At 36.6% G+C, this 15,623-nt stretch carries 7 protein-coding genes; 2 read left to right on the forward strand and 5 right to left on the reverse strand.

From position 1 onward, the window contains the following. The first annotated feature begins 68 nt into the window (after positions 1-68). Positions 69-767 (forward strand): hypothetical protein, encoded by a 699-nt coding sequence (locus OK025_RS02165; RefSeq protein ID WP_317668162.1) that lies wholly within the window; start codon positions 69-71, stop codon positions 765-767. Between the two features lie 229 nt (positions 768-996). Here the strand turns inward: OK025_RS02165 and OK025_RS02170 are convergent, their stop codons facing one another. The 4 genes from OK025_RS02170 to OK025_RS02185 form a co-directional block, all read right to left on the reverse strand. Continuing rightward, positions 997-2,499, reverse strand: coding sequence for a SusD/RagB family nutrient-binding outer membrane lipoprotein (locus tag OK025_RS02170; RefSeq protein ID WP_317668163.1), 1,503 nt, complete (start codon positions 2,497-2,499; stop codon positions 997-999). An 18-nt stretch (positions 2,500-2,517) separates the two neighbouring features. Further along, positions 2,518-5,655, reverse strand: coding sequence for a SusC/RagA family TonB-linked outer membrane protein (locus OK025_RS02175; RefSeq protein ID WP_317668164.1), 3,138 nt, complete (start codon positions 5,653-5,655; stop codon positions 2,518-2,520). A gap of 1,401 nt (positions 5,656-7,056) precedes the next feature. After that, positions 7,057-8,631 carry a SusD/RagB family nutrient-binding outer membrane lipoprotein gene (locus OK025_RS02180; RefSeq protein ID WP_317668165.1) on the reverse strand — a complete coding sequence of 525 codons (1,575 nt, stop codon included), beginning with the start codon at positions 8,629-8,631 and terminating at the stop codon, positions 7,057-7,059. A gap of 9 nt (positions 8,632-8,640) precedes the next feature. After that, on the reverse strand, positions 8,641-11,820 hold the full coding sequence (locus OK025_RS02185; protein ID WP_317668166.1) for a SusC/RagA family TonB-linked outer membrane protein: 3,180 nt from the start codon (positions 11,818-11,820) through the stop codon (positions 8,641-8,643). Between the two features lie 808 nt (positions 11,821-12,628). On the opposite strand from OK025_RS02185, the gene OK025_RS02190 reads away from it, so the two are divergent. Further along, complete coding sequence (locus OK025_RS02190; RefSeq protein WP_317668167.1) at positions 12,629-14,212, forward strand: hypothetical protein; 1,584 nt, start codon at positions 12,629-12,631, stop codon at positions 14,210-14,212. An 88-nt stretch (positions 14,213-14,300) separates the two neighbouring features. On the opposite strand, the gene serS is transcribed toward OK025_RS02190, so the two are convergent. Next, positions 14,301-15,572, reverse strand: coding sequence for a serine--tRNA ligase (serS, locus tag OK025_RS02195; RefSeq protein ID WP_317668168.1), 1,272 nt, complete (start codon positions 15,570-15,572; stop codon positions 14,301-14,303). Positions 15,573-15,623: the final 51 nt, after the last annotated feature.

Here is a 15,623-nt window from a genome sequence, read left to right on the forward strand (position 1 = left end):
TAAATGTAGCATTTATATGCCCATTATCGTATAGCTAGTAACTAATTAAAATATTAAACGTTAGAATTATGAAGATAAGTAAACTATTTGCATTCGTTCTTCTTTGTGCATCCTGCAAAAAAGATCATGAATCCTATCAAGACCTATATAGTAAAGCGGACAAAAAACTCGCAGAAATAGAAAACTTAATTAAAAAGTCTTCCTGCAACGACCTTAGCAATTGGCAAGTAGATACTATCATGGATGGAATTGGCAGCGGACACAGGTATTTTCCGGTAAACAACACGATTAAAAGTGACTATGAGAAATTAAAAGCCACTTATCTTGAATTATTAAATTCTGCAAGAAAAACAGATCCTCGTCCCATATTGAATGATATTTTTACACCTGAAACTCATTTTGAAATCGGCTGTATTGAAGGACATCCCAAAGTACTTTTAGCTTCAGATTTTTCGGCCGAGCAAGTTCGAGATCGCTTGAGTACCAATATAGAAGAGCTAGAAAGGTTCTATTCTAATAAGACGTGTAATGGATCCAATAATTGGTATGTAAGACCAATAGTAAAAGACTGCCAAATAAAATACGTACTACACTATATTGGGACCGAGTCAGGAGATAATTTTGCTTTTTCTGTTAAATACAATCAATATAAGGCATTGTCTTCCAGATTAGCCCAATTGGACTCTAATTATGCAACATGTGAAAATTCGTTAGCTCCTCAGAAACATGTTATATGCGAAAACCATATCCCTGTGATTATAGATTAGTCCATTTCTGTGCATCGACTATGAAGGACTATCCTCGTAATGTAATTGGCACCAAAACAGCAACTATACTGAGACAAGTAAAAAGAGGATGTCTAAAAAGTAAAAATAGACTCTCTGAGATTTGAATGTTAGAAAAGCTCCTGTATAGGTATACGTTAAAATATCAATAAAAAAAGGGGCTATCCAACCTTTTTGGACAGCCCCCTTTATTAAGTAATAGGAGATGGAACTAGTTTACATCCCAAAAGATCGTACTCTTTTGCGGATCAATATCTCCTTGAGCCTTTACATTTGCGTTATTAAAACTATACTCATTTTGCGGGTACATTAAACGCAAAGGTATTTTCCGAGTGCCAACACTTGTATTTTTAGAAAGAGGCACATCCTTAGGAAATCCTAACCTCCTGTAATCTACATAAGCTTCAAAGTTATTTATACCTGGAAGAGAAAGATATTTTTGATTTATAATCAATTCTAACTTATTCGTAGCTGTCGCCCAGTTCGCAGACGGTGATAACAAAAATGCAGTTGATACTGTACTAGCATCAGTAACCTTCAACCATTTGAATGATTCTTTGACAGCATTTTCATAAGCTGTCTTTGCATCGCCTGTTATCCAGCCCCGCTGAATAGCTTCAGCTTGTAAGAACAAACTTTCTACCGAGGTCATTAGCCATAGAGGCTGTGTTCCATCTTTCAAAATACCTGTACCAATTACAATTGATTCCTGAGATGAAGATGCCCCTTTTACGTTTGTTGCTCCAAGGTCTTTACCTACCCATCGATTGTTAGGATCAACTGGATTTCTGGCTGGCAAGAACAGATATTGATAACGAATATCATTAGTATTCTTATATCTATTCAATAGATAGTTACTTACGCGATTAAATCCATCTGCTAAGGTACCGTTTTGATTGGCAACGTAGGTTGAATAGACCGGATTTACCTGATTTGCTGCCATCGCAAAGGCAATAGTAAGATTTGCCGATTTATCAGATTCAATAAAACCACTTCCATCTCCCGTAATTTTTGCGATCTCAGCGCCTGGATTTTTATTAAATTCGGATTGGTGAATTAATAATTTCAATGCTTGCGTATTGGCCAGCTTACGCCATTTCGTCAGATCACCACCAAATAATACGTCAGCACTTCTAATCTCATCGCTAATTGCTAGTCCCTTTTTAAAAATAAGACGAGCAGAATCAAGCTGAACTAACAAATCCTTATATATATCTTCCCCTTTATCATATTTGGGAGCAACAGCTGCATCTCCTCTTAAAGCGTCCGAATAAGGTACGTTATTATACATATCGACCAAATACATAAAGCCAATTGATTTCATAACTTTCGCAACTCCAACATAGAATTCCTCGTTTGTCGCTTTGCCTTTTTTCTCCATAAAATCAGCATCAGTCAATACATCATACCAAGATGTGGTGCTATTTGCCCATTGTGCTTGTTGATATGATGGGGTAATATCGTAGTTTTCTAATGGTAAACTCGGTCCAAAATCACTTCCTCTGCCCCAATATCCGGACCACGAAGCAGCCCAACTATATTGAGTTCCCATACGTGTAGCAGTTTGCTTTAATACCATAGGTAACAAGTAACTAGCTTTGACCGTAGGCTCGGTAGGATTATTAGGATTTTCATTAATATCGAAGAAACTATCTTTGCATCCCGTCATTGCTATGGCTGCTGAAAATAGTGCTATTATAACTTTATTTTTCATTTTTCAATTCTTTTGTCGTTAAAACTTAGCATTAATTGTAAATCCATAATTTCTAACTGGTGGATTTGCATTTGCGTTGACGTTTCCATAAGCATTCGGATAATCTGAGGTCATACTATTAAAATCAGGATCCATAAATTTATTTTCTTTTGGTAACCACAAAGCTAAATTACGCCCTACAAGAGCTACAGATAGCCCCTTAATTACTTTTTGACGTGCTGACAGCCATTCCGAAGGAACATCATATGTTAAAGAAAGTTCACGTAACCTCCATTGACTTGCACTTACAATAAAATTGGAAGCTGTATTTCTAAATTCTCCAGTATAATAATTATAAATCGGTTCTTTTTCGCCGATCTTAACCGATGTATTTTCTATATATTGACCTGGATTATTTGGATCAGCAATAACAGAATTCGGCAAAATGAATGGTTCCCTATTATTATAAGCAGTAGCTTCAGAAACACCAGTCCAAGCCATATCAGATCCTAGACCAAAAAACGATACAACATGTCCACCTTTATGCTCAAACATCGCTGAAAGATTAAAACTCTTCCAATGTACCGAAGGCGTCAAATTGACAATCCACTTTGGTAAAGTACGACCAAAATTCACATTATCAGACGAGGTAGAAGGTCTACCCGTTGTTGAACTTACAATTATACGCCCTTGATCATCCCGCCTATAATCAGTTCCACGCATTTGATAGGCAGGCAATCCTTTGATTGCGTAATTTCCTGCGGCCACATATCCACCGATTGAAAGTTCATTCAACCCAAGGCTTTCATCAATACTGGTTACTTTAGAATCATTCCACAGGAAGCTTCCCTTGAAATTTACTCCACCATTATTGAATTTGATAATTGGTGTAATATTAAAACCAAAATCCACACCGTAGCTATTAAAAGAAGCTGCGTTACGATAACTCCTCGAATAACCAGAAGCTTCGGAAATATTTACACTAATAATTTGATCTGTATTTTTATTATAAAAATACGTTGCTTCTAAAGTCAGACGATTATTCCATAAACCAGCTTCAAACCCTGCTTCAGTAGAATTAATACGCTCAGGTTTAAGATTAGGATCGTAAGTAGTGTTATTAGCAGTTAAGCCGGGAACTGAACCGAATGGAAAACCACTTGTAGCAGGTTGAGAAAAAGTTGCTGCTAAAAAATAGGGATCAATATCTGAGTTTGCTGTTTTAGTCCATCCCCCTCTTATTTTCAAATAATTAAATGCATCAGATTTCCATTCAGGAATGGCATCTGTTAAGATCACTGCTGCATTAACTCCTGGATAGAAATAAGAATTATTTCCCATTGCTAAAGTTGAAGACTTATCCCACCTTCCTGTCACCTCAATGTTCGCCCAATTCTTATAATTTAATCCAGCACTACCATAATAGGAGAAAAGACGAGTACGATAACCATTTGAAGATCCCGATAAGATACCGATTCGGTTGCTTAAATTGTATAATTCGGATACCACTAAATTATCTGCACCCACACGTGTTATTCTCCAATCATTTTGACGGACATAGGTACCCAAGATCCCTTTGAACGTAAAATCATCATCGATTTTAGTGTTCACATCAGCAAAAAAGTCTGATGTCAAGATTGTTTGATTATAATTATACTCTTCTATTGCTCCAGCAATTGGATCTTTACCTCTATTAATCGCCCACTCTGACGGATTGACCCCAACGGTTTTATTCCTTTCAGCAATATTACGAGAAGTCAAAGACGCTCTATATGTGAAATTTAACCAATCTGTCGCTTTTAAGCTTAAATCCAAATTGGTTATCAAATCTTGCTTTTTACCTTCTTTTCGCCAGTTACCAATTGAAAAATACGGATTTAAACCATAATTCGTAAACCAATTTTCATAGGTTGAAAATTTATCATTTTTGTAATCCTTATACTTCGATAGAATAATGTCAGCTGGTGTATTGATTAACTGACTAAACAAGCCTGAATTACCTCCAGTGTTTTGAGCTGCAAAATAATCAGCTTGTGCTGTCTGATTATATAAATCGTAATTCTGTTGGGTATAATTAAAATTAACACCTGCTTTAAAAATACCAAACTCTTTCTGCGAATTTAGTCTAATTCCGGTTCTTCTATTTTTATCATCAGGTACGATACCCTTTACCAAAGCATCTTCTAAACTTAAGAAGAAATCTTTTGAAGTTAATGATACTCCAGTCTGATTTGTAACCCCTGTATTATAGAACTTTTGGCGTTCATCCGTTCCACTATAAGTTGTAGTTTGTTGACTACCGTCGGGAAGCTTAGGTCCAATATCTATCGTAGAACCATCAAAGGCTGGCCCCCAGTTCCAGTTCTCAACAGGATCTATTATACCATCATATCCTTGGCCAAATTGTTTTTGTAATTTGGGAAAGAATGAAACATTTTGCCATTGTGTTGAGTGACTTAGATTTATTATTGGGTTATCTGAGCCTTTCTTTGTAGTAACCATGATTACACCATTTCTAGCATCAGGACCGTAAATAGCCGCCGCCGCTCCGCCTTTTAGTACAGAAACATTTTCTACATCATTAGGGTTAAGAGATGATAGATACTTGATATCCATCTGAATTCCATCTAACACTAATAATGGATCATTTTTACCTGTCAAAGAACGAATACCACGTAAATTAATTTTTACATCTTCATTAACACTAGAGCTTGTTGTTGTGACGTTCAACCCAGATACTTTCCCCTGAAGTCCATTAGCTAAATTCACCGCACTAGCTTGATTAATAGTTTTTGAAGGAACCTGTTCAGCAGAATATCCTAATTCTCTTTTTTCTCTCTTTACGCCCAATGCAGTTACAACAACCTCATCTAGCGAATTATCCGAGTTATTAAGTGTAACATTAAAAGCTGATTGTCCCTCTTTAACGATTAAAGTTTTGTCAGAATATCCGATAGACCGGAATACAATAACTTTTCCTGTTGGTACAGATAACGAATAATTACCATTCGCATCTGTTTGTGTGGCGACGTTAGATCCCTGTACAGCAATCGTTACTCCTGCCAATGGTTTGCCATCAGCTCCAGTTACACGACCACTAACTTTTTTCTCTTGCGCAAATGCAACAGAAGTCAGAATCATACTACCCACGAAAAAACTGAGTAATTTGTGTTTCATATGTTTATGTTTATTAAAAAAATGTTTATTCTCGATAAAATACTGCTGGTTAGCGATATACTCTCCAATAATTTATATATGTGTTATAGTTAGTAACATCTTTTAGCTAGGATTGTTTCTACTTGTTAAAAAATGTTAAAAGCAAAATTATAACTTTTTTTAATATTTGCAATGCAAGCATAACTTTGTGATAACAATTAATTTATAAACAGAAATAAACAATTGATTTTCAGTTATTTATTTTTTCAATCAAATTCATTTTAAAGTAACATTGTTACACTTAGATATAGGAACCATTCTTATGAAAAGCCCAATTATACTCCTTAAAATAGATTGACCCAAGAACAGCGAATAGCATTCTCATCTCATAACCATACGATTTTCCCAATTATCTTCAGGGCAAAAATTATCATCCCTTTTTTCCAATACATCAATACACCGTCGCTCGCGTAAACTGAGCATAAGAAGCTAATTCAAACATTCCGTAATCACTCGAAATTTTCCCATTATTAGTTTGTATTACCATCACGCCTCCAAAACAGTTGGCTAGGGACATGCGATACACACGCATGTGAATTGCAAAGAATGAAAAGCGTTTTAAAGCCCGTTGAGCGATTAAGCTTATCGAACTGAAGAAAGGTGTCATCACAAAGCATTCAAACCTCACAAACTAACTTAAAATACTTTAAAATCAATCCTTTCGATTCCACTCCATGAGCCAACTTAATGTTATGCGCCTTCTGAAAGGCATCATTTTTCTGAGTGTGCCTTGTGCAATCCTTTAGTTGTCTCGTGTATAGCAAGGTCTTAACAAGGGGGAACCTAGAGTCATCCTACAGTCGATCATCTTTTGACGAATACCTAACCAACTTCTACCTTTCTCCCACCATTGCTCGGTATTTCTTCGGGTGGGCTTCGGGTCACCCTCGGAAAAAATCAAAGGAACAGCCGATGAAAACTCAAGGCCGACTGTATAAAAGGTAGAAGTTGGGGAGAAGTTGGTCAGGCAAAAGTCCGAAGAAAGTGGCCTTAACATTTGCCTGATTTACATAGTTCCTAATGCTTAGTATTGTTTAACACGCTATAAAGTCTTAGAAGGACCAAAAATTTCAGGGTATTCATAATTTGTTTGTTAATGACTATTCCAAAAGCAGTCCATGCTGTCAAATCACAGCTAACAACACATCCTGAGTCGTCACTGCATTTGTATTGGGTGTTTTCAACAATACCAATCCTTTATCCACAAAATTGAACACGGAGTCGTAAAAACTTATTGCGAATCGTATTTTGGACATTCAGTCTTTTTAATGTACTCATTGAAAAGTTCAGAAACCACAAAAAATAACATAAAAAAAGCGATCTCTTTCGAGATCGCTTTTCATTTTAAATTTTCAGCTGAGACTAGCGTGTACCGCCTGCCCACCAAACATTTTCTGTATACACATATTGTCCATCACCATATGCTGCTTGAACATTCGGATTCGTTGTGGTATCATCATTACCATATGGTAAACGCAATGGAAATTTACCTGGATTTTTCAATTCGATCAGATTTTCACCATTTGCTTTCCAACGACGGATATCATTATACATCTCTGTAGATTCACCTGATGCACCAAAGAAAGCTAAATATTTCTGATTCGCGATTTCTTTTAACGGATTCGCCACAAATAATGGTTTTACATTTTTATCAAAATAACTAGCCGCATCGGTAGCTGTTAACGCCGCGGTAGTTTCTGTAATTGTACCATTAGCAATAACGGTAGGCGCATTGAATGCCGCTTTAACCGAAACTTCAGAATTTGCTATCGCAGCTGTCACTGCGGATTTCAAAACAGATTCAATTGTTGATGCTCCCTGCCCCAAACGCTGCATTGCCTCAGCTTTCAAAAACAATAATTCGTGATAGCTCATCAATTGCGTTGGTGCTGTTTGTGAAAAAACAAATGTAGATGTCAAATAACGATATTGTACTTGATCATTTTCCCCATTTACGGCCAATAATTTGTAAGATGCATTTCCTGTAGCGATATCATTGACCTGCACCCATTTTGGAGTCATAAACTCTCTGTTCAAACGAGGATCTTTTCGTTCGATCATTTTATCAGCAATACTTTTACTAGCCGCCAATCCATCTCTCGACCATTGAAAGTCAAATAATGGGTTTAAGTTATTTGTATTATATTGTGCAAACTTTGCCTCATCACTTGCTGCTGTGAATGATTTTTCAATGTCTGAAAGAATCGCATTCAACGCTTTAGTTTTATCAGTAGTCACCTTTAAAAGTCGCATACCATAGCGAGCTTTCAAACCATAAGCAAATTTCAGCCATTTAGCCCCATTCCCCTGATAAAGCAAATCATTGGTACCAGCTCCACCTGACCCGTGTGTATCCCCTTTAGGTAAATTCTCGATTGCAGCATCCAAATAAGCAATTACTTGCTTGTAGATTTCCTCTTGCTTATCCAATTTTGGATTGCGAATTTCTAAAGGTTTAAAACCTTCAGAATACGGCGCATCGCCAAACATATCAGTCAACAAAGCAAGATTATAAGCAGCCATTACCTGCCCCATACCTAAAGTTGCGTAATTACCAGCTTGATTTCCTCCCTCAGAACATTTTTCGATAACCATGCGCGCATCCTTCAAAGCGGTATATACATTTCCCCAAGTATTATTGAACGTGGAAGCCCTTTGAGGTTCATTAATACGATGTTCGGCATTCCAAAGCTGATTATAAGTACCTACCTCATGTTCAACATAAGTCGATAAATAGGTATTGAAGTCTCCACCAACATTAGAAAATGCTGTTCTTGTAATCACATCAGTTAGGATAAATTTAGCTTGTACATCCCCTGGTTTGTTCACATTTTCATTTATCTTGTCCATCGCATCCTCAGAACAAGCTGTAAAGAATGCTGACGAAGACAAAAGCCCCATAGCCAACAATCCTACGATATTTAATTTTAATTTCATGATCTAATTCTAAAATTTAACATTAACACCTAAACCATAGCTCGATGTTCCCGGAAGTGAGAATCGCTCAAATGCACCAGACATATTTGTATTTCCCTGAGAAACTTCAGGATCAAAACCTTTTAATTCAGACCAAAGAATAATGTTACGTGCGAAAGCATTCACATCTACTTTAATCTTTGAGTTCTGATAAACAGGATATCCAACTGCGATCTCACGTAATTTTACGAAGGAAGTCCCACGAATCGAAGATTCGGAAATACCATTCATAGCGGTGAAATAATCTAAAGCATTGGAAGGGTCGATCAAAATATCATTCTTTTCGTAAACACCCGGAGAAACTTCTTTTACCGCCGGAAGCTCAAACAAGAAAGGTTGTCCACTGCGGAAATCAGCAGATTTTTGAGTAACACCATAGTAATCCATTACACCCGAAGTACCGTGAAACATCTGGCCTCCTTGCTTCCAATCCAAGACAGCTGATAAACGAATTTTTTTGTATTCAAAGTTTGTATTGAAACCTAAATTGAAATCAGGAGAAACTTTACCGATTACTTTCTCTTCACCCGCTTGCGGTAGGCCATCTGCATCAACAACAATCTGTCCTGCATCATTTCTCAAATAGGATACGCCGTAAATTACAGGGAATTTGTAACCGATACCTGCACGAACCTGCGGTTCAACGAAACCACCCATGAAGATACTGTTTACACCCTCTTTCAACTCATCAACATAGTTGTCAATTTTAGTAAAGTTAAATGCGAAATCCCATTTGAAATCACCTGAACGATACGGCGCAACAGCTAACGTTAGCTCATGCGAATTGGTATGTATTTTACCACCATTAGTTACTAAGCTCGAATATCCTGTAGAAGCAGCCAAAGGCACTTCAAAAATTTGATCTTTCACATTCTGACGAGAGAAGGTATAGTTAAGATTGATTAAACCATTCCAGAATGTCAGGTCAGTTCCCAATTCAAACGCCTGTGTATTTTGTGGCTTCAAATTTGGATCATAAACAATTGGATAGGAAGTGTAAGAAGTGACACCATCACTGTTAATTGGGTAAAGGATAGGTGTACCACTCGAGAAACCGCCACCGTAAGTAGGTTTGTCAAAGTAATTTTCATAATAATCACCAGCTTGTCCAACTTCTGCATACGAGGCTCTTAATTTACCCATCGTGAGTACAGAGTTTTTAACTCCCTCTAGTTCGGTGAAGACAAAACCTGCTGAAACAGATGGATAGAAGAATGAACGATTGTTTCTAGGCATTGACGAAACAATATCGTTACGGCCAGTTGCATTTAAAAACAACATGTTTTTATAGGCAAGTGCCAAACTACCAAAGGTACCAAAGGTGCGTGTATGACGTAATGTTTGTTCTGCAGTTACTGTAGAAGCATTATTGATATTGTCCCAGCCTGGAAAATTAAAATTCATTCCATAGCCATAATCTCTTCTACGAACACGATTCACAATTTCATTACCGATCATCGCATCAAATACCAAATCGTCATTGATCTTCCAATTGTATGCTGCCGTACCCAAGGAGTTCCATTCTGTAACAGAGAAATGATAGTTTTCTACTTCCCCTTTACCGTTCGCATGGCCGTACCCCCAAAGGTCAGTATAATTAGAAGTATAAGAGTCAACCCCAGCCTGATATTTCAATGTTAATTTTTGATTTTCGCCCAAATTAGTAGCGTACTGACCAAATCCATTACCAAAGAAGCGTTGCGTATCTTCCGTAAATTTATTATGTTCTGTAGCCCAATAAACTCCATCAAAACCAGTTGTACCACGATAAGTATTCTGTTTCGTTGGATTATCTAGATAATACGAAGGTATACCCTTTAAATCATATGATGCTGGCGCCCCATATAAGGTCGCAATGATACCATTATTTGCCCCAGTTTGTTTTGAAATATGTGAATTCACATAATTACCCGTAAAACCCGTTGTCCATTTATCAGATAGTTTTGCTTCACCGGATAATTTTGCTGTATAACGATCCATACCTGTTGAAGGAACAATACCATTGGCATTGGTAGCGCCCAAAGACATCGCGTAACTTCCCTTGTCAAAACCTTGCATGATGTTAAAGGAATTATTGAAAGTGTTACCTATATTGAAGAAATCTTTTGCATTATTATAAACTTGTGGCGTAACCCAAGGATCCATTCCTGCATTTGCTCTTTGAGGAACATAATACATTCCTTCGTGCTTACCATATTTATTGGTGTAATCATTTACTGTATTACCTCCATATTTGGCATCATTTTTCAATTCTGGAATTGCAGGTCCCCATGATGTTGACGCCAAAGGCGAATATTCACCATTAATCCCTTGAGCGTATGTCGTTTGAAAATCTGGTAATACAGCTACTTTATCAAATGATACGTTTGAGTTGTAGGAGATCTGTGGTTTACCTTGTTTTCCTTTTCCGCTCTTCGTTGTAATGATGATCACTCCATTTGAAGCCCGCATACCATACAACGCAGATGCTGCTTGACCTTTCAAGATGTTGATACTTTCAATGTCATTTGGATCAATATCCAAACCTCTAGAAGAATAATCCGCACCTGAAACTGAATTACCTGTAGACACATCGGAAGTAGATGAAATTGGCAATCCATCAACAACGTATAAAGGAGAGTTATTACCAGTAAATGAGCGCGCACCCCGAATTGTAATATTGGCGGACGCCCCAGGCATACCCGACGAAGGCGTCACTTGTACCCCCGACACCTTACCCTGTAACGCAGTTGCCAAATTACTGTTGGCAGCTTCAGTCAGTTTATCTCCTTTTACTTCTTGCGTTGCGTAACTTAATGCTCGTTTTTGACGAGATTGCCCCATACCTGTTACAACAACTTCTTCCAATGCATTATTATGGTTATCCAAAGAAACATTGAATACCGCACTGTTGTTATTAACGATAATGGTTTTATCATCAAAACCAACGGAACGGAATACAACAACTTTACCCGCCGGGACATTTAAAGAATAATTACCATTAGCATCCGTTTGTGTTGCTTGATTAGTCCCTTGCACAACTACCGTTACCCCGGGTATTGCTTTACCGTCAGCAGATGTAACACGACCACTAATCTTTTTTTCTTGAGCGAATGCAACCGAAGTCAGAATCATACCGCCAACAAGAAAACTTAGTAATGTTTGTTTCATGTTTTAGTTAGTTAATTTTATTATTTTTCTAATCCTTTATTTTGATATAAATTATATCCGTTATTATAATCGTCTAAACATAAATTGTCTAGACAATAAACAACAAAAAGCATAACATGCTCTTGAAGTTCATTCAGTAACAGTTGAAAATATTATTGGAAAAGCAAGCCCAGGTAGATGCAGGGTCAATCCTTAGATAAATATCCAGCTGTAAAATTTGCTCTTTTCAGCATTTACAGTAAATAATAGTTAGTGCGATTTTTATTAGCGGTGTCAAATATATAAAGCCTAAGTTGCTTTTACAAGTTTTTTAACATAATCTCCAGAAAACAGAAAATACCGCAATAATAAGTTTACAATTTTACAAATTAATAGAAGAGAATCATTTTAGAATAAAAACTCTTTAAACAGATTACATGCAGAATTTTATACTGAATGAACTATAATTAACAAAATATTAATAATATTACAAAAAAAATTAACATGCTATATTATTATTCTTTTATATAAAAAAGATGATTAATTTATAATAATTCTAAACAGCAACATTAATAAAAGACTAATATTTATACACTATTTCTTATAATTATGTGCAAGGTTAATAATCCATTAAAAAAAATTTTCATAATAAACCAAAGTTACAACGAATCAAGCTTTAATTAGGAATAATACAAACCAAATGTAAATCAAAATATTATAAAAGATATTTATTTCCCTAAATGTAACATTTAAATAGAATTTACATTAAAAACCCTATTATAAACTACAAAAAAGTATATTGCACAATAGAATTAATTTTTATAAAAAAATGAAAAAAATTATCTATTTTGCCGTAAGCACACTCACTTTGAGTATTAGTTCATGCAGTAAAAATCTTGAACAAACATTACCTACAGATGGTATTGTAGTAAAAGCCAACACTCCTTCCCCTTCTCTGGATTGGAGTAATCTTTCTTCCTTTAAAAATGGTCCAAACCAAATTATTCCAGCCCCTTGGTCAGGCGGAGCCTCTAGAGCATTTCCGACAGATTACTTGAGTGATTACAAACCAGAAGATGGTTGGGTAATGTATTTTAACACAATTAATGAAAGTAAAGAAGTAGACGCACCTTACTTTGTCCTCTATAACAGATATAGAGGAATTATGAGAATTTATTATTATTTCATGCCTAAATCAGGAGTCGAAACAAGCCAAGTGACTTTTCAACTTGATTTAAAAGGTACAGAGAACAACTCGAATATTCTAAGTTTTGACAACCAGGAAACTATTGATTTCGGTACTAGACCTACAACAATATCAAAGGTACAACATGAGAAAATTTACCAAAGTGGGGCTTGGTACGCTGAAGAGTTTCAACTAGCATATGATCCTAGCTTAGAAAATAAGAGCTATACTACTAATCAATTGAGATGGAACATGTTTTCAACAAGCATCGATCAAGTTAATTTAGACGGAATACAAAAAGGGGAAATAAATGGTACTGTACAAACTCCCAAACCAACTACTAGTTTTCTTGGTCAACTGGTTTCAGGAGCCATTAATTTAGGAACTGGAGGAATAGGAACCTATGCTGCCGGAGCTAAAATTCTTGGAAATTTCTTTTCAAAAAGTTTTGGTCCAGTCAAGCTCGAAAACGTAAAAAAAGGTATAGAAGATGCTGCTAGTAAGAATTTAAAAACTGGTGGTTCAAGTATATTTAACGCTATGACTTCACTTGTTACTGGCGGTAATGGAGGAGGATTTTCGGAACAAAAAGTGAACCTAATAATGGACACTGAGATGCAATTAACTGGATCAATAAAACACGATCCCAATGGACTTTTCTCCACATCTCTTTTTATATCAGGGACTCAAGGACTCTCACAAGCCCCTGGCGATATACCTAACTATTCTGGCAAACTAGGGATTTTCAACATTTCTGCCAAACCGAAAATTATTGCCAAAGATTTTACACCTTCCTTGGAGCCACCTCGAGATGATGTAATGCAGAAGAAATATGCAGTTTCTTACACTGTGGACAAAGAATCGTTTCAGTTTATAACAAATCCTGATATAATTAACAACACGCTTTCAGGAGCAACAATACAAAATTATCAGGTCGAAGTTGTAACAGATGATTTGTCTGATATTGCTCCTTATGATTTTGAACAATCTCCTAGTACAATAGAATACATTGGGAGCACAAAAAAAGTAGTAACTGGATCATCGTTAATTTTTGCATTCTGGACGAGAACAAATCCCGGACCAGTTAAATTTCAAATCGGTGAGATTAACACATATATTAGAATTTCTTTCGATGTAGTGCCTAACAATGGAAAGCCTAAAACAACAATTGTTAAGACGTTTGAAGCAGATTTAGTTAACAATTTTTCCGGTATTTACTATCAATAATAACAAAAAAAAGACGCTCTACCTTCTCAGGCTGAGCGTCTTTCATATGCATATTAAATAAGTCTAAAGACGACTTATTTATTGTTATTTAATCGATGTATTCAAATTTGGTATAAGGCACCAAAACTGCAGGTATTTTAATTCCTTTTTCTGTTTGATTATTCTCCAATATCGCTGCCACAATACGTGGCAAAGCCAATGCCGAACCGTTCAATGTATGAGCCAACTGCATCTTTCCATCAGCATTTTTAAAACGGACTTTCAATCGATTCGCCTGATAAGTTTCAAAATTGGAAACGGAAGATACCTCTAACCAGCGCTTCTGAGCAGAACTATACACTTCCATGTCATAGGTCAATGCAGAAGTAAAACTCATATCTCCACCACAAAGGCGCAATACACGGTAAGGAAGCTCTAATTTCTGCAAAAGACGCTGTACGTATAAACTCATTTCTTCCAGCACTTCATAAGACTTTTCAGGATGTACAATCTGTACCGTCTCCACTTTGTCAAATTGGTGTAACCGGTTTAATCCACGTACATGTGCGCCATAAGAACCTGCTTCACGACGGAAACATGGTGTATAAGCACAATGTTTGATTGGAAACTGCCCTTCTTTTACAATCTCGTCTCTATAAATGTTGGTGACGGGAACTTCGGCTGTAGGGATCAAATACAGATTGTCGTTACCCACATAGTACATCTGTCCTTCTTTATCCGGTAATTGTCCCGTAGCAAATGCAGAATCTTCATTGACCAAAATGGGCACCTGTACTTCTTCGTATCCTTCTTCTGCTGCCTGATCCAAAAAGAAATTGATCAGTGCGCGTTGCAATTTAGCGCCTTTACCTTTATAAATAGGAAAACCCGCACCGGCAACTTTTACACCAAGCTCTAAATCAACAATATCATATTTGTTCAACAATTCCCAATGCGGCAATGCATCCTCCGACAAAGCCGGGATTTCGCCATGGTTCAAAACTACTTCGTTGTCCTCAGCACTTACACCTGCTGGAACGGATTGATGCGGTAAATTAGGTAATTGTACGATCTTCTCATTCAATTCGGCTTCAATGGTACCCAATTGTTCCAAAAGTTGCTTCACTTGCTCCTTATATCCCGAGGATTTGGATTTAACGGTTTCAGCTTCTTCTTTTTTTCCTTGGCGCATCAGATCTCCAATCTGTTTTGCCGCCGCATTAGCCTCTGCCGAAAGTGCGTCAGATTCCGATTGGATCTTACGGCGATCTTCATCTAAACTGATGATTTCGTCGACCAATCCAATTTCCTTGAAATGCTTGACAGCCAATCTTTCGATTACCGTATCCCTGTTCTCACGGATATAATTTAATTGCAACATAATATAAATGTGTTATTTAAAATAGTGAACAAACTTAGATAAATTTGCCTT

This window comes from Sphingobacterium sp. UGAL515B_05, assembly GCF_033097525.1.
Classification (GTDB): domain Bacteria; phylum Bacteroidota; class Bacteroidia; order Sphingobacteriales; family Sphingobacteriaceae; genus Sphingobacterium.

What these genes read in the sequence shown, in the direction of transcription:
- OK025_RS02170 (WP_317668163.1), bottom strand. Translation starts at nt 2,499, where the DNA reads ATGAAAAATAAAGTTATAATAGCACTATTTTCAGCAGCCATAGCAATG.
- OK025_RS02185 (WP_317668166.1), bottom strand. Translation starts at nt 11,820, where the DNA reads ATGAAACAAACATTACTAAGTTTTCTTGTTGGCGGTATGATTCTGACT.
- serS (WP_317668168.1), bottom strand. Translation starts at nt 15,572, where the DNA reads ATGTTGCAATTAAATTATATCCGTGAGAACAGGGATACGGTAATCGAA.
- OK025_RS02165 (WP_317668162.1), top strand. Translation starts at nt 69, where the DNA reads ATGAAGATAAGTAAACTATTTGCATTCGTTCTTCTTTGTGCATCCTGC.
- OK025_RS02190 (WP_317668167.1), top strand. Translation starts at nt 12,629, where the DNA reads ATGAAAAAAATTATCTATTTTGCCGTAAGCACACTCACTTTGAGTATT.
- OK025_RS02175 (WP_317668164.1), bottom strand. Translation starts at nt 5,655, where the DNA reads ATGAAACACAAATTACTCAGTTTTTTCGTGGGTAGTATGATTCTGACT.
- OK025_RS02180 (WP_317668165.1), bottom strand. Translation starts at nt 8,631, where the DNA reads ATGAAATTAAAATTAAATATCGTAGGATTGTTGGCTATGGGGCTTTTG.